This is a genomic window from Streptomyces sp. ST2-7A, from assembly GCF_021390475.1.
Classification (GTDB): domain Bacteria; phylum Actinomycetota; class Actinomycetes; order Streptomycetales; family Streptomycetaceae; genus Streptomyces.
In genome coordinates this window covers 97,985-124,295 of the sequence record NZ_JAJUWS010000015.1, presented here as the reverse complement: position 1 = coordinate 124,295, position 26,311 = coordinate 97,985, and the positions used below count along the sequence as shown (strand labels likewise).

Genomic DNA, 26,311 nt, shown 5'->3' with positions numbered 1-26,311 from the left:
CTTGATGGGGTAAGGCTCCCTGTAGACGACGGGGTTGATAGGCCGGAGATGGAAGCCCTGTGAGGGGTGGAGTTGACCGGTACTAATAAGCCGAGGGCTTGTCCTCAGGTGCTCGCGTCCACTGTGTGGTTCCCGGATAACAACCAGTTTCCGGTGGAACCAATGCTCAACTGAAAAGTGTGCTTGTTCGCCAGTTGCTGTTTTGGTTGGCCATCACGCATGTGATGGGTTATCCGAAAGAGTTTCGGTGGTCATGGCGAAGGGGAAACGCCCGGTTACATTCCGAACCCGGAAGCTAAGCCTTTCCGCGCCGATGGTACTGCATGGGGGACCGTGTGGGAGAGTAGGTCGCCGCCGAACAATCTGTGAGAGGAACCCCGGTTCCCGGCGTACAGCTGGGGCCGGGGTTTTTTGTTTTTCGTATGTGTGTGGCGTCACGTGGTCCAGTGAACCCGGAGAGAGGCTCCACGCACCATTCCATGACAGGAGTCATCTCTCATGTCCGATTCTTTTGGAAACGCTTCGGAGAAGCGGGGTACGGGCGACCGGGGCAGCAGCGGGTTCCGTGGGGACCGCCGGGCAAACGGCGGCGACTTCCGGGACCGTGGCGGTCGGAACGACCGCGACGATCGGCGTGACAGGCGCACCGAGCGTGGTGAGGACCGCGGAGGCGCGGATGTCGGTCGGGGCCGGGCCGAGCGCGACGACGAACGCAGGTCTCGATTCCGTGATGACCGGCGTGATGACAAGCCGGGTGGTTTCCGTCGTGATGAGGGTGAGCGGCGTTCGTTCTCCGGTGATCGTGACCGGGGTGGCCGCCCCCCCTACCGCAATGACCGGCGTGATGACCGCCCGGGTGGTTTCCGTCGTGATGACCGTGGTGGGGACCGTCCCGGTGGGTTCCGGCGTGACGACCGTCGTGATGACCGGCGTGATGATCGCCCGGGTGGTTTCCGTCGTGATGACCGTGGTGGGGACCGTCCCGGTGGTTTCCGGCGTGATGAGGGTGAGCGGCGTTCGTTCTCCGGTGATCGTGACCGGGGCGGCCGCCCCCCCTACCGTGACGACCGGCGTGATGATCGCCCGGGTGGTTTCCGTCGTGATGACCGTGGTGGGGACCGTCCCGGTGGTTTCCGTCGTGATGAGGGTGAGCGGCGTTCGTTCTCCGGTGATCGTGACCGGGGCGGCCGCCCCCCCTACCGTGACGACCGTCGTGATGACCGTGGTGGGGACCGTCCCGGTGGGTTCCGGCGTGACGACCGTCGTGATGACCGCCCGGGTGGTTTCCGGCGTGACGACCGTCGTGATGACCGCCCGGGTGGTTTCCGTCGTGATGACCGGCGTGATGACCGTCCCGGTGGTTTCCGGCGTGACGACCGTCGTGATGACCGGCGTGATGACCGTCCCGGTGGGTTCCGGCGTGACGACCGTGGTGGGGACCGTCCCGGTGGGTTCCGGCGTGACGACCGTCGTGATGACAAGCCGGGTGGGTTCCGGCGTGATGAGGGTGAGCGGCGTTCGTTCTCCGGTGATCGTGACCGGGGCGGCCGCCCCCCCTACCGCAATGACCGTCGCGATGACCGTGGCTTCGGGGGAGATCGTGCGGGTCGCGGCGGGTCCGGCGGCTACGGCCGTCGCGGTGAGGACGACCGCCGTGAGACGGGGCGCGATCGTGAGCCCGTGCGCCGGCTTCCGCTTCCCGATGACGTCACGGGGGAGGAAGTCGATCGGGAGGTGCGTCAGGAACTGATGAGTCTGCCCAAGACCCTCGCCGATGACGTCGCCCGGAACCTGGTCATGGTGGCCCGCCTACTGGACGAGGACCCCGAGACCGCCTACGGCTATTCACGGGTGGCCCTGCGCCTGGCGTCGAGGGTGGCCGCGGTGCGGGAGGCCGCCGGGTTCGCCTCCTACGCCGTCGCCAAGTACGCCGAGGCCCTGGCGGAGTTCCGAGCCGCCCGTCGGATGACGGGATCGCCGCACCTGTGGCCGGTGATGGCCGACTGTGAGCGGGGTCTGGGGCGTCCGGAGCGTGCCCTGGCCATGGCCGGTGAGCCGGAGGTCGGGAAGCTGGACAAGGAAGGCCAGGTGGAGATGCGCCTGGTGGCCGCCGGTGCCCGTCGGGACATGGGCCAGGACGAGGCCGCGGTCGTGACCCTGCAGAGCCCCGAACTGGCTTCCCGCACCGTGCAGCCGTGGGCGGCCCGACTCCGTTACGCCTACGCCGACGCGCTGTTGGCCGTGGGGCGTGAGGAGGAGGCCCGGGAGTGGTTCGCCAAGGCAGTGGAAGCCGACCAGAACGGCGTCACCGATGCCTCGGACCGACTCGCGGAGCTGGACGGCGTGGAGTTCACGGACGCACTGGACCCCGAGGCCGAGGAATCGGATGTGATCGGGGCCGAGGACCGGGCCGAGGACGTGCGGGCCGAAACCGGGTCGGCGGATCTCCGCGCGCGTCCGGAGCGGCAGCGCTCCCTCGCGGACGAGGCGGAGGACACCCCGGGACCGTCCCCGGCCGAGGACGGTGACCTCCTCGACGCACCGGATGGGCCGCGGGAGCCGAACGCCACGGAAGAGCTGGATGACCTCACCGACGAGCCCGACTACCGGGACGCCGCTTCGGAGTTTTCCGAGTCCTCCGAGCGGACCGACGGCTTCCGGGAGACCGGCCGGGAGTGACCCGCCGGTGGGAGAGTCCTTCCCCGGAGGGGAATCGCCTTCCACGCGTGACGACGGCCCCGGGGCGAAACCATCACGGTTTCGCCCCGGGGCCCTTTTCGTTCGGGGCCGGGAGCCCTCGGTCCTCGTCCCACAGTGGGCGCAGGACCAGGCCGGTGGCGGGCTTCGGCCCGAAGGAGGTGGACTTGCGGGGCATGGTGATGCCCTGTTCCGCGAGTTCCCGAACGGTTCGCTCGGTCACCGGCCGCATGAGTACCGCGGTGCCCCCGGCACGGGCCGCCGCTTCCAGGGCGCCGCCCGGGTCGTGGAGATACCGGATCCCCTCGGCGGAATCCGGTACCTCCCAGACCACCGGGAGCAGCACCCCGTGCAGCACGGTGGCGTCCAATAGCCGCCACGTCTCGGGCCGGTCCGTCGGAATCCGGGCGGCAAGCAGGTCTGGCGAGGGCTGGTCCAGCAGGTGTGCCGCCGGTTCCCCCGCGCCTTCCTCCGTCGCCCGGCCGTCGGTCAGCAGGAAGGCCGGACCCGGGGCGTCCCGCAGCAGGGCCGTCGCCTCCTTCAGTGGCAGTGCCGGTCCCACGCGGAAGGCGTTCCCCGCCAGGGCGAGCGCCCGCTCGAGGGGGAGGCCGGGCAGCACGCGGTGGATCGCCCGCACCTCCGGGGGGTGGCGGGTGGAGTCCACCAGGAGCACCAACCCCCGTCTCCGGGGAGACTCCCCGTCGGGTTCGGCGGGACGGGGTGCCTCGTCCCGCAGTCGGCGGTAGGCGGCCCAGCGGTGGTGGCCGTCGGCGATCAGGGCCCGACAGCGCGAGAGGTCGGCGACGATCCGGGCGTGATCGGCGGGATCGGTGAGTGCCCACAGGCGGTGCCGCAGGCCGTCGTCGGTGCGGATGTCCGTCAGCGGGGGACCGGCCACCGTCCGGTCGATGACGGCTGCCGTGGGGCCGCCCGGGGCGTCGGGACCGGGTTCACCGGAGTAGGTCAGCAGCAGGGGTTCCAGGTGGGCCTCGGTGGCCCGCAGCAGGGCGGCTCGTTCGGCGACCACGTCGGGCATGACGTCCTCGTGCGGGAGCACCACCCCGGCCTCCGGGTCGGTGACCGGTACGGTGGCGATCACCCCGCGCTGTGATAGACCGTTCCCCCGTTGTTCGTACAGGTAGAGCGCGGGCTCGGGATCCCGGGTGAGGACGCCGTCGAGCAACCACGCCCGCAGGGTGACGCGGGCCCGGGCGTGGCCGTCCTCCTCCCCGTTCGCCGGCAGCGTGAGGTGGACGATGTTGTGCGGGTCGGAGGACCGGAGCTCGCGCAGGCCGTCGGGGCGCGCCACGACGTCGTAGGGAGGGGAGGTCACGGCCGCCAACCCGCCCACCCGGGCCGGTACGTAGCGGAGGGCACGGAACGGAGCCGGTTGGAGACCGTCGATACGCATTCCCGCATGGTATGTCCGCCCCCGGCCGGTCCCACAGGGGGGACGCCGGGGCATCGGCGGATCGGGTGCGCGATGATCGGAAACGATCGTGATCGGGGTCCGCGGGGTCCGCGGGGTCCGGTGCCGGGCCCGTCGCCCGGTCCGGCGACGGATGATCGGGGAATGGAGTGGATACGGTGACGCGGGACGACGCGAGTCGGGGCACGGAAGAGGGAACGACCGGGGGTGGGGGGACGGGGGAGGGTTCGACCCCCCGGCCCCTGGCCGGCAGCGGGGTGCCCCTGTACCGGGCGTACGACACGGCCCTGTTGGACCTGGACGGGGTCGTTTACACGGGTGGCGAGGCGGTGCCGCACGCGGTGGAGGCGTTGGCGGTGGCCCGCGCCGAGGGGATGGCGTCGGCCTACGTCACCAACAACGCCTCCCGTACCCCCGCGACCGTGGCCGAGCACCTCACCCGGCTGGGGGTGGCCGCGGATCCGGAGGAGGTGGTCACCTCCGCCCAGGCGGTGGCCCGACTGATCGCGGAGGCGGTGCCGGCGGGTGCCCGGGTGCTGTGTGCCGGTGGCGAGGGGTTGCGGGTGGCGCTGCGCGAGCGCGGTCTGCTGCCGGTGGAGTCGGCGGACGAGGATCCCGCGGCTGTGGTCCAGGGGTACGGCGGTCCCGAGATGCCCTGGGGACGCCTGGTGGAGGCGGCGCTCGCCGTCAACCGGGGGGTGCCGTGGTTCGCCTCCAACCTGGACGCCACGATCCCCACCCCGCGCGGTGTGGCGCCGGGCAACGGGGCGGCGGTGGAGGTGGTGCGGATCGCGTCCGGTGGGATCCGGCGGCCCACGGCGGCGGGTAAGCCGCTACCGCCGATGCATCGGGAGACGATCCTGCGCACCGGGGCCCGCCGGCCACTGGTGGTGGGCGATCGGCTGGACACCGACATCGAGGGAGCGTGGCGCGGCGGGGTGGACTCGTTGCTGGTGATGACGGGGGTGACCGATGCCGCGCGGCTGGTGACGGCGGCCCCGGAACACCGTCCGACGTACATCGCGGCGGACCTGAGGGGCCTGCTGGTGCCCCATCCGGCGGTGGGGATCACCTCGGACGGGACCGCCGAGTGCGGGGCGTGGCGATCCCGGGTCCGGGAGGGACGCCCGGTGCTGGAGCGGGTTCCGGAGGTCCCGGACGGGGAGGCCGGGACGGACCGCTGGGACGGGCTGCGGGCCCTGTGCGCGGCGGTGTGGGCGGTGGCCGACGTGGCGCCCGGGCCGGTGGCGGACGGGGCGGTGACGTCCTCGGTGACGGAGGCGCTCGAGCGGCTGGGATTCGCACCGGCCCCCGGGGCGAGCCGGTCCTGAGTCCGGTGCCGGCACGCCCGCCTCCGGGCGTCCGGGGGCGGGCGGGGGCGGGCGCGACGGTGTGCGGAGTGGCCCGGTGCCCCGGATGCCGCGTTCCCCGTCGGGAACCGACGACCCGGTTCGCGCCGGGGAACGGCCGTCCCGGATCAGTCCGTTTCCGACGTTCCGCCGGCCATGGCGGCGGCCAGCAGGTCGTCCTCGGAGGCGCCTCGGCGCCAGTAGCCGGTGAAGGTGATCCGGGAGCGGTCCACCCCGCGCTCGTTGACGAGGTGACGACGCTGTTCGCGGACCGCGGCCGCCTCACCGGCGATCCAGGCGTAGGGGCGACCGGGGGGCGGCGTCAGGCCGCGCAGGGCCTCCGTCAGGGTCGCGGCGCCGCTCTCGACCCGGACCCCGGGGTGTGCCGGATCGGGTGTGGGGCGGTCGGCCGCCAGACGGCGGATGTCGGCGTCGGCCCGGGTGGGCAGCGGTTGCAGGTCGGCCGCCCGGTGGAGGTCGAGCAGGACCACGGTGGGCATTCCGGCGGGCAGCCAGGCCAGAATTCCGGCGATGGCGGGCAGCGCCGTCTCGTCGCCGGTGAGCAGCACCCGGTCGGTGTCGGAAGGCGGCCGGAAGTCCACCCCGGCGTTGTCCTCGAGCAGCGGCCCGAGCAGCACGGCGGGGTCGCCGGGGCGGGCGTCCCGGGCCCATCGGGCGGCCGGCCCGGGGGAGTGGTGCAGAGCGAAGTCGATGTCCAGTTCACCGGCGTCGCGGCGTTGTTCGCGGACGGTGTAGGAGCGCATCACCGCGCGTTCGGAGGGGTCCATGTCGCGCCAGCGGAGGTACCAGGAGACATCGGTGGTCCGGGGGACCAGGGGCTCGTCGCGACCGGGGGCCGGGATGAAAAGCTTGAGGCGTTGGTCCCGTCCCCCGCAGGCGAAGTCGGCCAGCCGGGAACCGGCCAGGGTGACCCGGACGAAACCGGGCCCGGGCTCCCGGGTCCGAACGACGCGGGTGTCGAAGAAGTCGAAGGGGTCTTCGGCCATGGTCTCCGTCCTTCGTGGGGGTCGGCCGGCGCCGGTGGACGGGGCCGGCCGACCCGATGGGGCGGGAGGGCGACGTGTCAGGCGACGCGGTCGGCGTCGCGGATGGCCTCGGCGAGGGCCTCGAGGATCGGGGCGAAGCCGGCGTGCGAGTAGCGGGGCTCGGTGGTCCAGTAGGCGATCTGGTCCGCCTTCACGGCGGGCAGCTGCGCCCAGGTGGGCTTGTCGGCCAGGTCCTCGGCCCGCATGACGCCGGTGCGGCCGTCCAGCAGGATGATGTCGGCGTCGTAGCGGTCGGCGTTCTCCCAGCTCAGCTCCTCGAAGAAGCCGGCCGGGGCCTCGTCCGGGACCACCATCTCCACGCCGAGCTCGGCGAAGTAGGACAGGTCGGGGGAGGCCTTGGGGTCGGAGACGTAGAACAGGTCGGCGGAACCGGAAGCGGCCATCACGCGGATGCCCGGGTTGTCCTCGACGGCCTGCCGCAGCTCCTCGGCGGCTGCCTCGAAGCGCTCCTTGTCCTCGGTCACCGTGTCGGCCGACAGGTCACCGCCCAGGGCCTCGGCCAGTTCGGCGTGACGGTCGATGGCCTCGACGACGGTGCTGGGGGAGGCGACGGACAGACCGATACCGGGGGCCAGGCTCTCGATCTTCTCGGCGCTGTCGTCCGGGACGTACCACAGGGCGTCCTCGACGAACATCGTGGAGACCAGCAGGTCCGGTTCCAGGGCGGCGTAGGCGTCGAGGTTGAACTCGCCCCAGGCGCTGCCCACCGACTCCAGTTCGTTCACCGGCAGGTCGCCGGCCTGGATGTCCGGCTCGCCGTCGGGGCCCACCAGGGGGCCGAAGACGGCGTCCACCGTCACGCCGTAGTCGTGGAGGGCCGCGGCGGCACCGACGAAGGCGACCACCGTCTCGGGACGGCTGTCCAGCTCCACCGTCACGCCGCGGTCGTCGGTGAAGCTCCAGGCCCCCTCGGACGCCTCGGCCTTCTCCTCGGAGGCCGGGTCCCCGCCCGATGCCCGGTCGTCGTTCCCCTCGGCGCAGGCGGTCAGGAGGGCGCCGGCGCACAGGACGCCGATGGCGGCCGGCAGGGAACGGCGGACGAGGGCGGTGCGGGGCAGCGCCGAGCGGGCTCTGACGGAAGTCTTCACGAGAGGTACCTTGTTCTCCGGGGTCGTACAGAATGTCCGGGGCGACGCCTGAACGTGCCCCGTGGCCGAACACGCGAACGGTCCGGATGGAGGTTAGGCTAACCTAAGCGCGTGTTCGAGCAAGCCCCACCCCGGGACCGACGATGACCGCGCGCTCCCCGGCCGGTCCCACCGGCGCCTTCGGCCCGTTCGCCGGAGCCCCGGTCGACGAGGTCCCCCGCCCCGACGGGATCACCGCCACGCCCCCCGGGGTCGGCGGGGACGACACCCCTCCCGGCGACCGGTCGCCGCGCCCGGGCCGTGGCGGCCGTCGGGCGGTGGGTCTGCTGCTCTCGGTGCTGCTGCTCGCCGTCGTGGCCGCCGCGAGTGTGGCCCTCGGCGCCCGCGCCATCCCGTTGGACCAGGTCTGGGACGCCGTGGCGGGCGGCACCGCCCCCACCGGGGCGACCGTGGAGACGCCCGACGGACTCGAGGGCACCGAGGAGGGTGCCGCCGTCGAGGACGGGCTCGGTGACACCGCCACCATCGTCCTGGAGATGCGGGTGCCCCGCACCCTGCTCGGTCTGCTGGTCGGGGCGGCGCTCGGCCTGGCCGGCGCGGTGATGCAGGCGCTCACCCGCAACCCCCTGGCCGAACCCGGCATCCTCGGCGTCAACGCCGGCGCCGCGGCGGCCGTGGTCTCGGCCATCTCCTTCCTCGGCGTCACCACGATCAGGGGATGGATCTGGTTCGCCTTCCTCGGCGCGGCGGTGGTCTCGGTGATGGTCTACGCGCTGGGCGGGAGCCGGGCCACGACCCCGGTGCGACTCGCCCTCGCCGGTACGGCGATCACCGCCGCGCTGTACGGCTACGTCAACGCCGTGGTGCTGCTGGACACCGCCGCGCTGGACCGGATGCGGTTCTGGACCGTGGGGTCCCTGGCCTCCGCCCGCATGGAGACGGTGTGGGAGATCCTCCCGTTCGTCGGAGCGGGCTGCGTGATCGCGCTCTTCCTCGCCCGCCCGCTCAACGCGCTGGCGCTGGGCGAGGACACCGCCCGCGCGCTGGGCACCCGAGTGCCCGGCACCCGCATCGGTTCGATGGTGGTGATCACGCTGCTGTGCGGCGCGGCCACCGCGGCCTGCGGTCCGATCGTCTTCGTCGGCCTGATGATCCCGCACCTGGTGCGGTCCATCACCGGTCCCGACATGCGCTGGATCCTGCCCTACTCGGCGGTCCTGGCGCCCGTGTTGCTGCTGGGCGCCGACATCCTGGGCCGCCTGCTCGCCCGACCGGGTGAGCTGCAGGTGGGCATCGTCACGGCCCTGATCGGCGGCCCGGTCTTCATCCATCTCGTGCGTCGTCGGAGGATGGCCCAACTGTGAGCACGATCCCCGGCGTCCCCCGTTCGACGACCGACCGCGTCGACGGGTTCGCGGACGGCACCGACCGTGTGGACGAGCCCCCCGTCGATGCCCACCGGCCGGGGACGCGCTCCCGCGGCCCGGTGCTGCGCGGCCCCCTGGGCCTGTCGCTGCGGGTGCACCCGCGCGGTGCCCTCGTACTGCCCGCGATCCTCCTCACCGCGCTCGGCACGGCGGTGGTCCTGGTCGGTACGGGCGACTACCCGCTGACCCCCGCGGAGGTGATCGACGTCCTCCTCGGCGGCGGCACACCGGGACAACGATTCGTCATCCACGAACTCCGCCTGCCCCGCGCCCTGCTGGCACTGTTGGTCGGGCTGGCGCTCGGGCTGGCCGGCGCGGTCTTCCAGGCGGTCTCCCGCAACCCGCTGGGCAGTCCCGACATCATCGGCTTCACCCAGGGCGCGGGGGTCGGGGCGCTCACCGTCATCGTCGTCTTCGGCGGTGACGCCGGCGCGGTCTCCCTCGGCGCCGTGGCGGGCGGATTGCTGACCGGCGTGCTGGTCTACCTGCTGGCCTGGCGGCGGGGAATCCACGGTTACCGCCTGGTGCTGGTGGGCATCGGCGCCGCCGCGATCCTCACCGCCGTCAACGGCTACCTCATGACCCGCGCCGACATCGTCGACGCCGCCCGGGCGGTGCTGTGGATCACCGGCTCGCTCAACGGGCGGGGCTGGGCGCAACTGTGGCCGTTGCTGATCGCCTGCGCGGTGCTGGTGCCGCTGATCCTCTCCCGGGGCCGACGGCTGACGCTGCTGGAGATGGGCGACGACTCGGCCTCCTCCCTGGGCGTCCGTCCGGAGAGCACCCGCCTGGTGGTCCTGGTCGGTGCGGTGCTGCTGACCGCCGTGGCCACCGCCGCGGCCGGACCGATCGCCTTCGTGGCGCTCACCGCCCCGCAACTGGCCCGCCGGCTCACCCGGACCCCCGGCCCGAACCTGCTGCCCGCCGCCGCCATGGGCGCGCTGGTGTTGTGCGCGGCGGACCTCGTCGCCCAGGCGGCCTTCGGCGATCGGCAACTCCCGGTGGGCGCGGTGACCGGCATCCTGGGCGGCGGCTACCTGTTGTGGCTGTTGGCCGTCGAGCGCCGGTCGGGTCGGCTGTGACCCCGCGCCCGGCACCGCCGGCCACCCTTCCCGAGGGGCCCGGCCCCACTCGTTCCGCACCCGATTCCCCGCACGCCAGGAGTACGGCCATGTCCGTCAGGTCCGCCCCGTCCGGCACGTCCGCCGTCCCCGACGCCCTCTCCGGCGGCTCCCGCCTCGCCACCGAGGAGGTGACCCTGGCCTACGACCGCCGGGTCATCGCCGAGGACCTGACCGTCGCCATCCCCGACCGGTCCTTCACGGTGATCGTCGGCCCCAACGCCTGCGGCAAGTCCACCCTGCTGCGGGCGCTCTCCCGGCTGCTGCGCCCCACGGCCGGCCGTGTGCTGCTGGACGGCGCGGCCATCGACCGCCTGCCCGCCCGGGGACTCGCCCGGATCCTGGGCCTGCTGCCCCAGACGCCGGTGGCGCCCGACGGCATCACCGTCGCCGACCTCGTGGGGCGGGGCCGCTACCCCCACCAGGGGGTGCTGAGGCAGTGGTCGCGGGAGGACGAGCGGATCACGGTCGGGGCGATGGCCGCCACCGGCGTGGACGCCCTGGCCGACCGGTACGTCGACGAACTCTCCGGGGGGCAGCGCCAACGGGTGTGGATCGCCATGGCCCTGGCCCAGCAGACCCCGCTGCTCCTGCTCGACGAGCCCACCACCTACCTGGACATCGCGCACCAGGTCGAGGTGCTCGACCTGTGCGCCCGCCTGCACGAGGAGGAGGGCCGGACCCTGGTGGCGGTGCTGCACGACCTGAACCACGCCGCCCGCTACGCCACCCACCTGATCGCCATGCGCGAGGGGCGGGTGGTCGCCGCCGGGCCGCCCGGGGAGATCGTCACCGCGGAGCTGGTGGAGGAGGTCTTCGGGCTGCCCTGCCGGGTGATCACCGATCCGGAGAGCGGCACGCCGTTGGTGGTTCCGGCGGCCCGGGCGCGGGGAGCGGCGTCCGGGCGGTAGCGTCGGTCCCATGGATCACACGCCACCCACCGGCCCCCGCCCCGGGGGCGGGGGGAACGTTCCGGGTCCGGAGGGTTCCCCCATCGGGGGCGCCACCGGGTCCGGAGGGGCCCCGGTGTCCGCGACGGTCGGAACGGGGCGGTCCGGGAGTGCCGGGCCCGCCGGGACGCCGTCGGTCGAGCCCGCCGGCCCGGACACCGCCGACGGCGCGGGAACCCCGTCCGCGCCCGCCCACGCGGACGGCGCCGCGGAGGGGCCGGCGCCGGACATTCCGGGGGAGGCGGTTCCGGAGCCGCTGGGCACCCCACTCGAACCCACCGGCCACCCGGCGGTCGACTCCCTGGTGGAGCGGCTGCGGGAGGTCGACCGCCTGGTCGTGACCGCGCACCCGGCGGTGTACGAAGATGTCCACCGCGGTCTCGACGGGATCCTGGCCGCCCTCGACCGACCCGCCGGTCCCCGGCCGCCGGGTGCCCCCACCGACACCGGGAGCTGAACGATCCGTGGCAGCAGCCACCCGCCCCCGCCTCAGCCGGCTCGACGCGGAACTGGTCCGCCGTCGACTGGCCCGCTCCCGCGAGCACGCGCAGTCGCTCATCGCGGCCGGCCGCGTCAGGGTGGACGGCGCCCCCGCGACCAAACCCGCCACCCGGGTGGCGGTCAGCGCCGCCCTGGTGGTGCGGGAGGACGCGGACGACCCCGACTACGTCTCGCGCGGTGGGCACAAGCTCGCCGGCGCGCTGGCCGTCTTCGGCCCCCTGGGCCTGGAGGTGGCCGGTCGCCGTGCCCTGGACGCCGGCGCGTCCACCGGTGGCTTCACGGACGTCCTGTTGCGCGCCGGCGCGGCCCGGGTGCTGGCGGTGGACGTCGGGTACGGACAGCTCGCCTGGTCCCTGCGGGCCGATGAGCGGGTGGAGGTCCACGATCGGACCAACGTGCGGGAGCTGACCCCGGAGATCATCGGCGGGGAACCGGTGGACCTGATCACCGGTGACCTGTCGTTCATCCCGCTGGGTCTGGTGCTGCCGGCCCTGGTCGGCTGCGCGGCGTCCGACGCCGATCTGCTCCTGATGGTCAAACCCCAGTTCGAAGTGGGTAGGGATCGGCTGGGCAGCGGTGGGGTGGTCCGGGACCCGGCGCTGCGGGCCGACGCGGTCCTCGGCGTCGCCCGACGCGCGCGGGAGCTGGGACTGGGCACACTCGGGGTGACCGCCAGCCCGTTGCCGGGACCCTCCGGCAACGTCGAGTACTTTCTGTGGTTGCGGGCCGGGGCACCCGATCCGGACCCGAGCGATGTCGAGCGAGCCGTGACGGAGGGCCCCCGGTGAGCAGCAGCGACGACCGACCCGAACGACCCGAACGGGACGGAGGGACCGCATCGGAACCCCGCGCCGGACTGCCTCCGGCGGAGGGGGAGGCCGACCGCACCGTCCTGCTCCTCGCCCACACCGGCCGCCCGGCCGCCATCCGCAGCGCCGAACTGGTGGTGCGCGGACTGCTGGCCCACCGGATGGGTGTGCGGGTGCTGGTGGAGGAGGCCGAGGATCTGCCGCTGCCCACCGAGGTCGCGCGGGTGGAGAACGGCCCCGGCGTCGCGGAGGGATGCGAACTGCTGGTGGTGCTCGGGGGCGACGGCACACTGTTGCGCGGGGCCGAGTTCTCCCGCGCCTCGGGGGTGCCCATGCTGGGGGTGAACCTGGGGCGGGTGGGCTTCCTCGCCGAGGCCGAGCGCGACGACCTCGACCAGGTGGTGGACCGGGTGGTGCGCCGCGACTACACGGTCGAGGAGCGGATGACCCTCGATGTCGTGGTCTACAACGACGGCACCGCCTGCGTCCCGGCGCACGTGGACTGGGCGCTGAACGAGGCGTCGGTGGAGAAGGCCGCCCGCGAACGCCTGCTCGAGGTCGTCACCGAGGTGGACGGTCGGCCGGTGTCCCGCTTCGGCTGCGACGGCGTGGTCTGTGCCACCCCCACCGGATCCACCGCCTACGCCTTCTCCGCCGGCGGGCCGGTGGTGTGGCCGGAGGTGGAGGCCCTGCTGATGGTGCCGATCAGCGCCCACGCGCTGTTCGCCAAACCGCTGGTCACCGCCCCGCACTCGGTGCTGGCGGTGGAGGTGCAGCCGAACACGTCGCACGGGGTGCTGTGGTGCGACGGCCGGCGCAGCGTGGAACTGCCGGCCGGCGCGCGGGTGGAGGTGCGACGCGGGGCGGTGCCGGTACGTCTGGCCCGTCTGCACCGGGCTCCCTTCACCGATCGCCTGGTCGCCAAATTCGCGCTTCCGGTGGCCGGCTGGCGGGGGGGACCGCGCTGAACGGAGGGCGGGGCCCGGGCCGACGAATCGTCGCCGCGGGCCTTGCGCCCCACGTCCCATCCCGGCTCACTCGGCCCACCAGATCGCGGCGTTGAGGGCGGTGGCGTAGCCCACCCACAGCAGATAGGGGATCAGGAGCCCGGCCGCCGGACGGTGGATTCGGGCGAACAGTGTCACGGTCACCACGATCGCGCCGAGCATCAGCACGATGTCCACCAGGGCGAGACCGTACTCCTCGGCACCGAAGAACAGCGGCGTCCAGGCGAGGTTGAGGGCCAGTTGGACACCCCACCACACCAGCGCGGTGCGCGCCGACCCGCCCGCTCGACGCCACACCAGCCACGCGGAGACGCCGATCAGGCCGTAGAGCACCGTCCACACCGGTCCGAACAGCCAGGAGGGCGGAGCCCACGCCGGGCGGTCCAGCGCGCCGTACGTGTCACCGGCGTCGGCGCTCGCCATCGAGCCGAGGGCGGCCACGAGGTAGCACAGCCCCACGAACACCACCAGCGAGGGCCAGGAACGCCACCACGGGGACGCGGAGCGGGTCTCGATCGTTCCATCGGTCGTCATGCCGATCTCCGTTCTCCCCGGTACCGGGGTGGCGCACGGGGAGCGGGCCGTCGCCCGTCTCCCGGAGCGGAACCTCAGAAGGCGAACCGTCGGGGGGTGTGCTGGAGGCTGATCCAGTGATCGGTGGTGAACTCCTCCAGCGCCCAGTCGCCGCCGAAGCGCCCCAATCCGGAATCCTTCTCGCCACCGAAGGCGGTGTTCGCCTGGTCGTTCACCGTCTGGTCGTTGACGTGTGTCATCCCGGCGTCCACCCGCAGCGCGAATCGGGTGCCGCGCTCGGCGTCACCGCTGAACACGGCGCTGGACAGGCCGTAGTCGGTGCCGTTGGCCAACTCCAGCGCGTGCTCCTCGTCGCGGGCCCGCAGGATCGTCGCCACCGGCCCGAAGACCTCCTCCACGGCGCTCGGGGCGTCCGGTTCGGCGAGCAGCACGTGCGGGGGGAGCGACAGGCCGGTCGGCCCCCCGGGGTCCCCGCCGAGCAGCAGCTTCGCCCCGGCCCCCACCGACCGTTCCACGATGTCGCGCACCCCGTCCACCTGACTTTCGTTGATCAGCGGCCCGATCCGGGTTTCGGGATCGGAGGGGTCGCCGGTGCGCAACGCGCGCACCCGTTCGACGAACAGGTCCACGAACCCGTCGTGGAGCGAGTCATCCACGACGATCCGGTTGGTGCGGATGCAGATCTGCCCCTGGTGGAAGAAGGAACCGAAGACCGCGGCCTCGACGGCGCGCGGCAGGTCGGCGTCGTCCAGCACCACCAGGGGGGCGTTGCCGCCCAGCTCCAGGGCGAGCTTCTTCAGCCCCGCCTTGCGCGCGATGCCCCGTCCCACGGGGGTCGAGCCGGTGAAGGAGACCAGCCGGGGGATCGGGTGTTCCACCAGCGGGTCGCCGACCTCGCTGCCCGGTGCCACGACCACGCTCAGCAGCCCCGCCGGTAGCCCCGCCTCCTCCAGCAGCAGGGCGGGCAGCAGGCCGCCGGTGACGGGGGTGTCACCGGCCGGCTTGAGCACCACGGCGTTGCCCAGGGCCAGCGCCGGGGCCACCGAGCGGCAGCTCAGGTGGAGCGGCCAGTTCCACGGGCTGATCACCAGCACCACGCCCAGCGGCTTGCGGTACACCCGGCTCTCCTTGCCGGGGATGTCGGCGGGCAGGATCCGTCCCGCCACCCGGTGGGGGAGCGAGGCCGCCTCGGTGAAGTCGGCGACGGTCGCCGCCCACTCGGCCTTCGCCTTGGCGACGGTGCTGCCGCTCTCGCGGACCAGCCAGCGGACGATCTCCTCGCGGCGGCGGTGCAGCACCTCCACCATGCGGCTCATCACCGCCGCCCGTTCGCGGGGCAGCCGACCGGCCCAGTCGCGTTGTGCCGGGCGGGCGGCGTCCAGCGCCTCCTCGGCGTCGCCCATGGTCGCCTGCGGGATCTCCACGAGGGTCTCGCCGGACCACGGGTCGCGGTCGGCACGCGCTTCCCCTCCGCTTCCGGTGCGACGGGTGCCGGCGAGGGGGAGGGTGGTGAAGTCCTCGTACGGTGCGGGCGCGTCGGTCATGGAACGTCCTTCCGAGGGGCGTGGGCCGGGCCGGTGGCGGCCGGTCCCGCCGTGGAACGGGTCCGGACCCCGGAGCGGGGTACCCGATCGGCCGGGGGCGGCGGGCGAACCCGACCGGCCGGGACCATCTCTACCCGAACTTTCCCGGACATACCGGTATTCATGGGTGCTCACCACCCGTCGCGTCGGACGGGAGCGGTCGGGCCGCGCGGTGGTTCCCGCCGGGCCGGTCGCGATTCCCGGCACACCGGTCGGGGACGCGCGTCGCATCGGGGGACCCGGACCTCGTATGGTCGTACCCGTGTTGGAGGAAATGCGGATCAAGGACCTCGGCGTGATCGACGACGCCGTGGTCGAGCTGTCCACCGGCTTCACCGCGGTGACCGGTGAGACGGGGGCGGGCAAGACCATGGTCGTGACCAGCCTCGGTCTGCTGCTCGGAGGTCGGGCCGACGCCGGTCTGGTGCGGGTGGGGGCCGCCGGTGCCCTGGTCGAGGGGCGGATCGCGCTGTCCGCGGACGCCCCCGCCGCCCGGCGGGCCGCCGACGCCGGGGCCGACCTCGAGGAGGGCGCACTGCTGGTCAGCCGCACCGTCTCCGCCGAGGGCCGGTCCCGCGCCCACCTGGGCGGTCGAACGGTCCCCGCCGCCCTCCTCGCCGAACTCGGCGAGGAGCTGGTGGCCGTTCACGGCCAGACCGATCAGCAGGGGTTGCTGCGTCCGGCCCGGCAGCGCGAGGCGCTGGACCGGTACGCGGGGGAGTCGGTCGCCGTCCCGCTCGAGGCCTATCGGTGCACCTACCGGCGACTGCGCGAGATCTCCGCACTGCTCGTCGAGCTGACCGAGCGGGCCCGTGAGCGGGCCCGCGAGGCCGACCTGTTGCGTCTCGGCCTGGAGGAGATCGCCGCCGCCGGGCCCCGGCCCGGCGAGGACGCCGAACTGAACGCCGAGGCGGGCCGGCTGGGACATGCCGACGCCCTGGCCACCGCCTCCACCACCGCCCACGGCGTGCTGGCCGGTGACCCGACCGACCCCGAGGGCGTGGACGCAACCACCCTGGTCGCCGAGGCGCACCGCGCGCTGGAGGCGGTCCGCGCCCATGATCCCGTGCTGGGCGGCCTGGCCGACCGACTCGGCGAGGTGGGCATCCTGCTGGCGGACGTCGCCCAGGATCTCGCCGGGTACGCCGACGGTCTCGACGCCGATCCCCTGCGCCTGGCCGCGGTGGAGGAACGACGGGCCGTCCTGGGCCGGCTCACCCGCAAGTACGGGGAGGATCTCGACGCGGTGCTCGGCTGGGCGGAGGCGGGGACGGCCCGGCTCGCCGAACTGGAGGGCGACGACGAGCGGATCGAAGGTCTGACGGGCGAGCGCGACGAACTCCGCCGCGACCTGGCTCACCTGGCGCACACCCTCACCGCCGCCCGGGCCGAGGCGGCCAAGCGGTTCGGGGATGCGGTCACCGACGAACTGACCCAACTCGCCATGCCGCACGCCCGGGTGTCGGTGGATCTGCGCCCCCTGGAGGCGGTGGAGGGCGAGGAGAGCGTCGAACTCGACGGTCGCGCCGTGGGGTGCGGCCCGCACGGGGTCGACGAGGTGGAATTGCTGCTCGCCCCACACCCCGGGGCCCGCCCCCGGCCGATCGCCAAGGGAGCCTCCGGTGGTGAGCTCTCCCGGGTGATGCTCGCCATCGAGGTGGTCTTCGCCGGTACCACCCCGGTGCCGACCTACCTCTTCGACGAGGTGGACGCGGGCATCGGCGGCCGGGCGGCCGTCGAGGTGGGCCGGCGACTGGCCCGCCTGGCCGACACCGCCCAGGTGGTGGTGGTCACCCACCTGCCCCAGGTCGCCGCGTTCGCCGACCGGCACCTGGTGGTGGAGAAGACCCACGACGGCTCGGTCACCCGCAGTGGCGTGGTGCCCGTGCACGGGGAGGGCCGGATCCGGGAGTTGTCCCGGATGATGGCCGGTCAGGAGAACTCGGAGTCGGCGCGGGCCCATGCCGAGGAACTGCTCGCCACGGCCGCCCGGTTGGCCTCCGGGCGGCGGGACGACACCGGGCGCTGACCGTCCGTACTGTTCGCGCGTCGGGTCGTCCCGCCGCCCGAACGGTCCCGCCGGCCGTCGCCCGTCCCCGGGGGCGCGCACGCGGCGCGGGAACCGATGTCCGGAGGTGATCGGAGGTGCCGACGCCGTGCCGAGACGGCGTCACGCCGGTACCCGATTCCCCGCGTGACAGTCGGTCGGACGCCTGCCGGCGGCAGGCCGGAACCCCGGGTATCGGCGTCGATGTCGGTGCGAGCCGGCATCCTTGGGGGACGGGGCGATCTCTCCGTCCGCACGGTGGGGCCGGGGCGATCGCGACGTTCCGTTTCGCGGTCCTCCCACCCGGCTTCCACCGGGCGGGCGCCCGGCCGTCCGGTGCCTCTCCGAACCCTCGGCCCCACCCGAACCGCGTCCCCGCCCCTCCCCTCGAATCCACCGAGGAGTCCCTGTCGTGATGGCAACAGTCGGCGGCGGTCTGCGGCCGGACCGCCGGGCACGCCTCCTGCCCTCCCCGGTTCCCCCGCGCCGTCCCCGCACCGGCGTCCTCCATCTGCTCGGCGCGGGCGAGGGGCACCTCGCGCCCCGGGTGAGAGCGCTGGCCGGGGCGCTGCCCGCCCGCGGGATCCGCGCCACCGTCTGCGCGCCCGCGGAACTCGTGGAGCGCGGTGGACTGGGTGGACTCGTGGCCCTGGGGGCCGAGGTCGTGCCCCTCCCGCGCGGTTCCCTCAGCCGCTGGGCGGCCGAGTTGCGGGCCCGATCCGCCGAGGTCGACGTGGTGCACGCCCACGGTCCGGCCGGCGGCCTGCCGGCGGTGTCCGCCGCGCTGCGCCGTCGACTCCCGCTGGTGGTGGGCTGGCCCGTTCGGCCGGTCGGAGACCACCCGGACACCCTCGCGCCGGGCGGGCGGATCCGGGCCGGACTGCGGCGTGCCGCCGAGCGGCGGGTGGCGGGAGCGGCGACCGTGGTCCTGGCCGATACGCCCGAACTGCTGGACCACGCCCGTCGACGCGGCGCCAGGGACGCCCGACTCGCCCCCGCGCCGGTGCCGCGCCCCCCGGCGATGCCGCGCCCCGGCGATCGTGTCGCGGCCGAGGAGCGGGCGGTGGCCCTACTGCTCGCCGTCTACGACGAGTTCTCCCGCCCGCGCGGCTCCTGACCCACCCCGGCGGGCGAACGATTGTCCCAGTGGTCAGCCGTTCGGGTGATTTCGCATGTCGGTGACGCGGGCTCGGGGTGACGCGTTTCCCGGGCGTGACGCGGCATCCGGGTGAGACCGCGTCCGGACGACCCGACGGGGCGCGACCGCGTCGGATCGGAGGAGCCCGACGGACACCCGCCCCGGACCGGGACCCCCGGCGGATCCGACGGTCCGGCGGGGCCGGGTGGCCGGATCCGCCGGAGCGGGCGGGGGCGAGGGACCGCGACGGGGAACGCCCGAGGTGGCCCCCGGCCGCCCCCATCGCGGTCGTCGTGCCGGTGCCGGTCAGCCGCCGTAGGCGCCGGAGGCGGTCAACCGCAACGCCGTGTCGATCAGCGGGACATGGCTGAAGGCCTGCGGGAAGTTCCCCACCTGCCGCTGGAGGCGGGAGTCCCACTCCTCGGCCAGCAGTCCGAGGTCGTTGCGCAGGGCCAACAGGCGCTCGAACAGCTTCCGCGCCTCGTCCACCCGACCGATCATCGCCAGGTCGTCCGCCATCCAGAACGAGCAGGCCAGGAACGCGCCTTCATCGCCCACCAGGCCGTCCACGCCCTCCTCGTCGCCGGAGGTGGGGTAGCGCAGGATGAAGCCGTCGGGCGTGGACAGCTCCCGCTGGATGGCCTCCACGGTCCCGATGACCCGTTTGTCGTCGGGCGGCAGGAAGCCCATCTGTGGGATGAGCAGCAGCGACGCGTCCAGTTCCCTCGAGCCGTAGGACTGGGTGAAGGTGTTCCGCTCGGAGTCGTAGCCGTGCTCGCACACCGCGCGGTGGATCTCGTCACGCAGTTCCCGCCACCGCTCCAGCGGACCGTCCACCTCGCCGGACTCGATCAGCTTCACCGCCCGGTCCACCGCCACCCAGGCCATCACCTTGGAGTGCACGAAGTGCCGACGCGGCCCGCGGACCTCCCAGATGCCCTCGTCGGGTTCGTCCCAGTGGTCCTCCAGGTACGCGATCAGCTTGAGCAGCAGCAGGTTCGCGTGGTCGTTGCGGGCCAGGCCGGTCATGTGCGCCAGGTGCAACGCCTCTGTGACCTCGCCGTACACGTCCAGCTGGAGCTGGCCGGCCGCGCCGTTGCCGATCCGCACCGGGGTGGAGTTCTCGTAGCCGGGCAGCCACTCCAACTCGGTCTCGCCCAGCTCCCGCTCACCCGCGATGCCGTACATGATCTGCAGGTTCTGCGGGTCGCCCGCCACCGCGCGCAGCAGCCATTCCCGCCAGGCCCGGGCCTCCTCCCGGTAGCCGGTGCGCAGCAGCGAGGAGAGGGTGATGGCGGCGTCGCGCAGCCAGGTGAAGCGGTAGTCCCAGTTGCGGGAGCCGCCGATCTCCTCGGGCAGCGAGGTGGTCGGTGCCGCCACGATGCCGCCGGTGGGGCCGTAGGTGAGGGCCTTGAGGGTGATCAGGGAACGGACCACCGCCTCCCGGTAGGGGCCGTGGTACGTGCAGTGCGTCATCCACTCCCGCCAGAACTCCTCGGTGGCCGCCAGGGACTCCTCGGGCTCGGGCAGTGGGGGGGCCTCCCGGTGCGAGGGCTGCCAGCTGATGGTGAGCGCCACCCGGTCGCCGGGGGCGACGGTGAAGTCGGAGTAGGTGGTCAGGTCCCGACCGTAGGTCTCGGCGGTGGTGTCCAGCCAGACGGAGTCGGGACCGGCGACGGCCACCATGCGCTCACCGATCCGGTGCACCCACGGCACCACCCAGCCGTAGGAGAAACGCATGCGCAGCGCCGACCGCATCGGCACCCGACCGCTGACTCCCTCGACGATGCGGATCAACTGCGGTGCCCCGTCGCGGGGTGGCATGAAATCCGTCACCCGGACGGTGCCGCGCGGGGTGTCCCATTCGGACTCCAGGATCAGCGAATCGCCCTTGTACCGGCGTCGGGTGGCGCGGGGCGGGTCCTCGCCGGTGCCCTGCGCCGGACCGATCCGCCAGAACCCGTGTTCCTCGGTGCCCAACAGACCGGCGAAGACGGCATGGGAATCGAACCGCGGCAGGCACAACCAGTCGACGGAGCCGTCCCGGCCCACGAGCGCGGCGGTCTGAGTGTCGCCGATCAATCCGTAGTCCTCGATGAGCCCTGCCACCTGCGTCTCCCACTCTGTGCCGTTCCCCCACCCGGGGCGTCTCCCGCGTCCTGCCCGCGAGCGTCCGTGCAGAATACGCCGCGGGCATGTGTTCCGCGTCCGCGTCACCGAGAAGCGGAACGACGCGCGGGACGGGTGCGCCGGGACGTCCTCCACCGTCGCACCCCCGGTTCGTGCTCTCCCGCACCGGGGGCACCGGGGGCACCGATGGCCCCCGGTCGGGTGGGCCCCCGGTCGGGTGGGCCCGCGGTGGTGGGCCCGGGGGCGTGCGGGCGGAGCCGGGTCACCCGGCGCGCGCCCCCGGACCACCGGCGGCTCCCACCCGGTTCGTGTTCGCGTCCCCCGGCGCTGATACGCTGGTGGTCCGTGGAGCGGAGGGCCGCAAAACCCCCGAACCGCAGCAGCGGCGCCCCTGACGGAAATTCCCATCATCCCGCCCCGGGCGCCGACGTGCAATCGACCTCGCGACCACGGGAGCGCTCTCTTGGCCATGCCGCTCAGGACCTCGACGACCAAGCACATCTTCGTCACCGGAGGTGTCGCCTCCTCGCTCGGGAAGGGCCTCACCGCGTCCAGCCTGGGCGCCCTGCTCAAGGCCCGGGGGCTGCGGGTCACGATGCAGAAGCTCGACCCCTACCTCAATGTCGACCCCGGCACGATGAACCCCTTCCAGCACGGCGAGGTGTTCGTCACCAACGACGGCGCCGAGACCGACCTGGACATCGGCCACTACGAGCGTTTCCTCGACGTGGACCTGGACTCCAGCGCCAACGTCACCACCGGCCAGATCTACTCCTCGGTCATCGCCAAGGAGCGGCGCGGCGAGTACCTGGGCGACACGGTGCAGGTCATCCCGCACATCACCAACGAGATCAAGCACCGGGTCCGTCGCATGGCGACGGAGGACGTGGACGTGGTGATCACCGAGGTCGGCGGCACCGTCGGCGACATCGAGTCGCTGCCCTTCCTGGAGGCCGTCCGGCAGGTGCGGCACGAGGTGGGCCGGGAGAACGTCTTCGTGGTGCACATCTCCCTGCTGCCCTACATCGGCCCCTCCGGGGAGCTGAAGACCAAGCCGACCCAGCACTCCGTCGCCGCGCTGCGCAACATCGGCATCCAGCCGGACGCCATCGTGCTGCGCGCCGACCGCGAGGTGCCGGTCTCCATCAAGCGCAAGATCTCGCTGATGTGCGACGTGGACGAGGCGGCGGTGGTCGCCGCCATCGACGCGAAGTCCATCTACGACATCCCCAAGGTGCTGCACACCGAGGGCCTGGACGCCTACGTGGTGCGCCGCCTGGACCTCCCCTTCCGGGACGTGGACTGGACCCAGTGGGACGACCTGCTGGGCCGGGTGCACTCGCCCGAGCACGAGGTGACGGTGGCCCTGGTCGGAAAGTACGTGGACCTGCCCGACGCCTACCTCTCGGTGACCGAGGCCATCCGCGCCGGTGGCTTCGCCAACCGCGCCCGGGTGAACGTGAAGTGGGTCACCTCCGACGACTGCCGCACCCCCGACGCCGCCCGGGAACAGCTCGGTGACGTCGACGCGATCTGCATCCCCGGCGGTTTCGGCGAGCGGGGCGTGGAGGGCAAGATCGGCGCCATCCGCTGGGCGCGGGAGAACCGGGTGCCGCTGCTGGGCCTGTGCCTGGGTCTGCAGTGCGTGGTGATCGAGGCGGCCCGTTCGCTGGCCGGTCTGGACGACGCCGGCTCGACCGAGTTCGATCCCGCCACGTCCCACCCGGTGATCTCCACCATGGAGGAGCAGCTCGACATCGTCGCCGGTGAGGGTGATCTGGGCGGCACGATGCGGCTGGGGCTGTACCCGGCCAAGCTGGCCGAGGGGTCGGTGGTCCGGGAGGCGTACGCCGGCGAGCCGTACGTCGAGGAGCGCCACCGGCACCGCTACGAGGTGAACAACGCCTACCGCTCGGAGCTGGAGAAGAAGGCCGGACTGGTCTTCTCCGGCACCTCCCCGGACAACAAGCTGGTGGAGTTCGTCGAGTACCCGCGCGAGACGCATCCCTACCTGGTGGCCACCCAGGCCCACCCCGAGCTGCGATCCCGGCCCACTCGTCCCCACCCGCTCTTCGCGGGGCTGATCGGGGCCGCCGTCCGCGTCCGCGCCGAGGACCCCGGGCGGACCGGCACCACCTCCTCCACCGAGCACGGGAACGCCTGAACGATGACGGACACCGGAACCGACACGCCCCTGCGCGACCTCCCCGAGTCCTGGCCGGTGGTCTCCACCGACCTTCCCTTCACCGGGAAGAAGACCGGGGTGCGCACCGACGAGGTGCGGATGCCGGACGGCTCGGTGGCGCGCCGGGACTACCAGGTCCACCCCGGCTCGGTCGCGGTGCTGGCCGTCGACGAGCGGGACCGGGTCGCCGTGATCCGCCAGTACCGTCACCCGGTCCGGCACCGGCTGTGGGAGATTCCCGCCGGGCTGCTCGACGTGCCCGGCGAGCCGCCGTTGCCGGCCGCTCGCCGGGAACTGTGGGAGGAGACCCACCTGCGGGCGGAGGACTGGCGGGTGCTGGTGGATCTGTACACCAGCCCCGGTGGCACCGACGAGGCGGTGCGGATCTTCCTGGCCCGGGGCCTGTCCCCGGCCGAGGGGGAGCGTTACGAGGTCTCCGAGGAGGAGGCCGACATGGAACGCGCCATGGTGCCGCTGGAGGAGCTGCGCGGTGCCGTCCTCGCGGGGGAGCTGGGGAACACCTGTCTGGTGGTCGGGGTGCTCTCCCTGCTCGCCGCCCGCGGCGCCCCCGGTGGCATCGACGCGCTGCGCCCCGCCGAGGCCCCCTGGTCCGCTCGCCCGATCCGGGACTGAGGGCCGGAGGGGAACCGGATCCGGACGGCACCGCCCCGGCGGCCGGGCGCGCCGCGCCCGCGCTCGGAAGGGAAGGGGCCCCGGGGTTCGGCCGAACGCGCGGTCCCGGTCTCCCCGAACGTGTCCCCGACGGCTGATCCCGTCGGTGCCGGTCTAGGCTCGGAGCGTGACGGAGCTCACCGAACGGGCGGCGGACCCGGCCGAGGACCGACGGCCGGCCGGGTCCGCGCCCCCCGCGCCCGGCCCGGCCTTCCTCGGCCGCCGACGGGAGCTGACCACCCTGCGCGCCGATGTCGGGCGCGCGGGTCTGGACACCATGGCCGGTCGTCCCGCGGCCCGTGCCCGGGTGCTGTTGATCGCCGGCCGCCCCGGGACCGGGCGCACCGCGCTCGCCCGTGAGTTCGCCCGCCGGGTCCGGGCCGAGGGCGGTTGTCCGGACGGTGTCCTGCGGGTCGTGCTCACCGACCCGGGCGGCGCCGCCGTGCCCGTGGAGCGCGCCGCCCGCGACCTGCTCGGCGCCCTGGGCGCCGCCGCGCCGCCGGGCGCGGACGCCGAGGAGAGCTGCGAGGCACTGCGCGACGCCCTGGCGGACCGACGCGTCCTGCTGATCCTCGACGACGCCGTGAGTGCCCAGCAGGTCGGCGAACTGATCCCGGACAACCGGGACTGCCTCGTGCTCGTGGTGGCCCGCGGCCCGCTGACGGGGGTGGCCGACGTGCGGCCGTGCACGGTGGGCGCGCTGGAGCAGCACGCCGCCCTGCGGCTGCTGGCCCGCGGCGCGGGGTCCACCCGGGTCACGGTCGATCCCCGCGCGGCCGAGCGCCTCGCCGAGGCCTGCGCCCATCTGCCCGCCGCGCTGCTGCTCGCCGGCGGCTGGCTCGCCGCCAACCCCGACGCCGCCGTCGCCAGGGCGACCCGGGCGATGACCGAGCCCGTTCCCCGGGAGCCGGCCGACCCCGGGGACCCCCCGCGCCAGGGGGGCGCAGGGGGGTCCGGGACGTCCCCCGACCCGGGTGACGGTCCGCTGGACCGGGCGTTCCGGCTGGCCCACTCCGCCCTCCGTCCCCCCGCCGCGCGCATACTGCGGTTGTTGGTCCTGGCCCCTGCCGGGTTGGTGGACGCGCACATCGCCGCGGCCCTCGCCGGTTCCTCGGTCGGCGCCGCCCACCGGGCGTTGCGCGGCTTCGCGCTGCTGGGGCTGGTGCGGCCGGTGGAATCGGGGACCCCGCCCCCCGCGCCGCCCGCCCCCGACGGGGGGTCCGGGGGGACCGGAACGGCGCGGGAGCCGGGATCGGCGTCCGGCGACGAACCGTGGCCGCTGTACGAGGTGCCCGGTTGCCTGGACCCGCTGCTGCGGGACCTGGTGCGTCGGCACGAGCGTCCGGCGGATGTCCTGCTGGCCCGCGCCCGGGTGCTGGAGCGCGCCGTGCGGCGGCTGGTGGCCTGCCGGGCGGTCACCGAGCCGGAGGGGTCCCCGGCCCGGGAGCGTTCGGCCGCGTTGCCCTCCCCCCTGCGGTTCTCCTCCCGGCGGGAGGCGGGCCGGTGGTTGGACAGCCGGTTGCCGAGCCTGTCGGCCGCGGCCCGGCTGGCCGTCGCCGACGGGGAACTGGACACCCTGGCACGCCGGCTGATCGCCGCGCTGGCCGCCGCGCTGACCGCCCACCGGGGTGAACGGGCGGCCGCCCCGGAGTTGTACCGCCTGCACGAACTGGTGCTGGACGTGGCGGGGCGCCAGGGATTGGCGGGTGAACGGGCCGCCGCGCTGCTCAACCTCGGTGACCTGGACATGGCGACCGGTCGTACCGCGGCGGCGCTGAAGCGTTACCGCGCGGCGCTGGACGCGCTGCGCGGTCTCGGAGGGCTCGGGGTCCCTCCGGCCATGGGGCGGGCGCTGGAGTCGATCGCCGGCACCCACGCCGAACTGGGGGATTGGCAGCGGGCCGCCGACTGGTACGGCCGGGCGCTGGTCCGGGCCCAGGAGACGGGGGACCGGGACGCGGAGGCGCGGTTGCACGGTCTGTTGGGGGCGGTGCACACCGACGCGGGGGAGTGGCGCCCCGCCCTGCTGTCCTGGCGGGCGGCGGCCGCCGCCCATCGCCGACGCGGGGACGCGGTCGCGTACGCGAGGTCCCTGGCGGAGGTGGCCCGGGTACGGGAGTACGCGGGTGAGTCGGAGGAGGCGTTGCGGGCCGGTTACGACGCGCTGCGGGCGGCTCGCGGGGCGGGTGATCGCCGTCTGGAGGCGGCGCTGCGGCTGCGGCTGGCCGCCGGCGCCCAGCGGCTGGGACTGCCGGCCGACGCCCGGGCGCACCGCCGCGCGGGGGAGGCCCTGCTGCGGGAGTGCGGGTCGCCGGAGGTCGGGGACCCCGTGGAGGAACGCCCCCGGGCGCTGGGGGCCCGGGGGGACGGGGTGGCGTCGGAGGAGTCGGCGCGGGGGTGATCGACGTGCGGGGGCGTTCCGGGCCGATCGCCCCGGAGGTGGAGGGTTCGAATTTTTTCGCGGTCACGGAGCGCACGCCTGTGAAACGCAGCTAATTTTCTCTGTTAAGTGTTCTTTGCAAGGCTGGACAGCGACTCGTCCTTCATTAACAATGGCCGAAACGCGAGAGGTCGGCG

General features: G+C 73.8%; 19 protein-coding genes, 2 rRNA genes and 1 pseudogene. 16 read left to right on the top strand and 6 right to left on the bottom strand.

Annotated features, from left to right (window positions below; translation table 11 throughout):
- From LZF96_RS11865 to LZF96_RS11850, 4 genes and pseudogenes are all read left to right on the top strand, one after another.
- Positions 1-106, top strand: a 23S ribosomal RNA gene (locus tag LZF96_RS11865); the annotation flags it as partial.
- A 137-nt stretch (positions 107-243) separates the two neighbouring features.
- Positions 244-360, top strand: a 5S ribosomal RNA gene (gene rrf / locus LZF96_RS11860).
- A 138-nt stretch (positions 361-498) separates the two neighbouring features.
- Positions 499-1,503, top strand: a pseudogene (locus LZF96_RS11855) (hypothetical protein); the annotation flags it as partial.
- Positions 1,504-1,734: 231 nt separating this feature from the next.
- Positions 1,735-2,679 (top strand): hypothetical protein, encoded by a 945-nt coding sequence (locus tag LZF96_RS11850; RefSeq protein WP_233870015.1) that lies wholly within the window; start codon positions 1,735-1,737, stop codon positions 2,677-2,679.
- 73 nt (positions 2,680-2,752) lie between these two features.
- On the opposite strand, the gene LZF96_RS11845 is transcribed toward LZF96_RS11850, so the two are convergent.
- Positions 2,753-4,108 carry a DUF1015 family protein gene (locus LZF96_RS11845; RefSeq protein WP_233869955.1) on the bottom strand — a complete coding sequence of 452 codons (1,356 nt, stop codon included), beginning with the start codon at positions 4,106-4,108 and terminating at the stop codon, positions 2,753-2,755.
- A 281-nt stretch (positions 4,109-4,389) separates the two neighbouring features.
- On the opposite strand from LZF96_RS11845, the gene LZF96_RS11840 reads away from it, so the two are divergent.
- Positions 4,390-5,457: an HAD hydrolase-like protein gene (locus LZF96_RS11840; RefSeq protein ID WP_233870012.1), complete on the top strand. Its 1,068-nt coding sequence runs from the start codon at positions 4,390-4,392 to the stop codon at positions 5,455-5,457.
- Between the two features lie 146 nt (positions 5,458-5,603).
- On the opposite strand, the gene LZF96_RS11835 is transcribed toward LZF96_RS11840, so the two are convergent.
- Positions 5,604-6,482 (bottom strand): siderophore-interacting protein, encoded by an 879-nt coding sequence (locus LZF96_RS11835; protein WP_233869952.1) that lies wholly within the window; start codon positions 6,480-6,482, stop codon positions 5,604-5,606.
- A gap of 77 nt (positions 6,483-6,559) precedes the next feature.
- A complete protein-coding gene (locus LZF96_RS11830; RefSeq protein WP_233869949.1) occupies positions 6,560-7,630 on the bottom strand; it encodes an ABC transporter substrate-binding protein in 1,071 nt (356 codons plus the stop codon).
- Between the two features lie 230 nt (positions 7,631-7,860).
- Here LZF96_RS11830 and LZF96_RS11825 point away from each other — a divergent pair, with 230 nt between their 5' ends.
- From LZF96_RS11825 to LZF96_RS11800, 6 genes are all read left to right on the top strand, one after another.
- Positions 7,861-8,994: a FecCD family ABC transporter permease gene (locus LZF96_RS11825; RefSeq protein ID WP_374203204.1), complete on the top strand. Its 1,134-nt coding sequence runs from the start codon at positions 7,861-7,863 to the stop codon at positions 8,992-8,994.
- A 68-nt stretch (positions 8,995-9,062) separates the two neighbouring features.
- Entirely contained in the window at positions 9,063-10,139 is a 1,077-nt protein-coding gene (locus LZF96_RS11820; protein WP_374203203.1) for a FecCD family ABC transporter permease, read from the top strand.
- Positions 10,140-10,228: 89 nt separating this feature from the next.
- The gene (locus LZF96_RS11815; RefSeq protein WP_233869943.1) at positions 10,229-11,089 is read left to right on the top strand and encodes an ABC transporter ATP-binding protein; all 861 of its coding nucleotides are present in this window, start codon (positions 10,229-10,231) and stop codon (positions 11,087-11,089) included.
- Positions 11,090-11,204: 115 nt separating this feature from the next.
- Complete coding sequence (locus LZF96_RS11810) at positions 11,205-11,585, top strand: hypothetical protein (protein WP_233869941.1); 381 nt, start codon at positions 11,205-11,207, stop codon at positions 11,583-11,585.
- Between the two features lie 7 nt (positions 11,586-11,592).
- Positions 11,593-12,417, top strand: a complete 825-nt coding sequence (locus tag LZF96_RS11805) for a TlyA family RNA methyltransferase (RefSeq protein ID WP_233869938.1) — start codon at positions 11,593-11,595, stop codon at positions 12,415-12,417.
- A 68-nt stretch (positions 12,418-12,485) separates the two neighbouring features.
- Positions 12,486-13,406: an NAD kinase gene (locus tag LZF96_RS11800; protein WP_233870006.1), complete on the top strand. Its 921-nt coding sequence runs from the start codon at positions 12,486-12,488 to the stop codon at positions 13,404-13,406.
- 66 nt (positions 13,407-13,472) lie between these two features.
- Here the strand turns inward: LZF96_RS11800 and LZF96_RS11795 are convergent, their stop codons facing one another.
- Together LZF96_RS11795 and LZF96_RS11790 are read right to left on the bottom strand one after the other, a co-directional pair.
- Positions 13,473-13,979: a TspO/MBR family protein gene (locus tag LZF96_RS11795; protein WP_233869935.1), complete on the bottom strand. Its 507-nt coding sequence runs from the start codon at positions 13,977-13,979 to the stop codon at positions 13,473-13,475.
- A 74-nt stretch (positions 13,980-14,053) separates the two neighbouring features.
- Positions 14,054-15,523, bottom strand: a complete 1,470-nt coding sequence (locus LZF96_RS11790) for an aldehyde dehydrogenase family protein (protein WP_233869932.1) — start codon at positions 15,521-15,523, stop codon at positions 14,054-14,056.
- A 289-nt stretch (positions 15,524-15,812) separates the two neighbouring features.
- Between LZF96_RS11790 and recN the strand changes: the two genes are divergently transcribed.
- Together recN and LZF96_RS11780 are read left to right on the top strand one after the other, a co-directional pair.
- Complete coding sequence (gene recN, locus LZF96_RS11785) at positions 15,813-17,591, top strand: DNA repair protein RecN (protein WP_233869929.1); 1,779 nt, start codon at positions 15,813-15,815, stop codon at positions 17,589-17,591.
- A gap of 433 nt (positions 17,592-18,024) precedes the next feature.
- Positions 18,025-18,726, top strand: a complete 702-nt coding sequence (locus LZF96_RS11780) for a glycosyltransferase (protein WP_233869926.1) — start codon at positions 18,025-18,027, stop codon at positions 18,724-18,726.
- 327 nt (positions 18,727-19,053) lie between these two features.
- Here LZF96_RS11780 and LZF96_RS11775 read toward each other — a convergent pair whose 3' ends face one another.
- Positions 19,054-20,856: a glycoside hydrolase family 15 protein gene (locus LZF96_RS11775; RefSeq protein ID WP_233869923.1), complete on the bottom strand. Its 1,803-nt coding sequence runs from the start codon at positions 20,854-20,856 to the stop codon at positions 19,054-19,056.
- 490 nt (positions 20,857-21,346) lie between these two features.
- On the opposite strand from LZF96_RS11775, the gene LZF96_RS11770 reads away from it, so the two are divergent.
- The 3 genes from LZF96_RS11770 to LZF96_RS11760 all read left to right on the top strand — a co-directional run bounded on the left by LZF96_RS11770 (position 21,347) and on the right by LZF96_RS11760 (position 26,135).
- Positions 21,347-23,041: a CTP synthase gene (locus LZF96_RS11770; RefSeq protein ID WP_233869918.1), complete on the top strand. Its 1,695-nt coding sequence runs from the start codon at positions 21,347-21,349 to the stop codon at positions 23,039-23,041.
- Positions 23,042-23,044: 3 nt separating this feature from the next.
- Positions 23,045-23,695, top strand: coding sequence for an NUDIX hydrolase (locus LZF96_RS11765; RefSeq protein WP_233869914.1), 651 nt, complete (start codon positions 23,045-23,047; stop codon positions 23,693-23,695).
- Between the two features lie 166 nt (positions 23,696-23,861).
- Entirely contained in the window at positions 23,862-26,135 is a 2,274-nt protein-coding gene (locus tag LZF96_RS11760) for an NB-ARC domain-containing protein (protein WP_233869911.1), read from the top strand.
- The last annotated feature ends 176 nt before the right edge of the window (positions 26,136-26,311 follow it).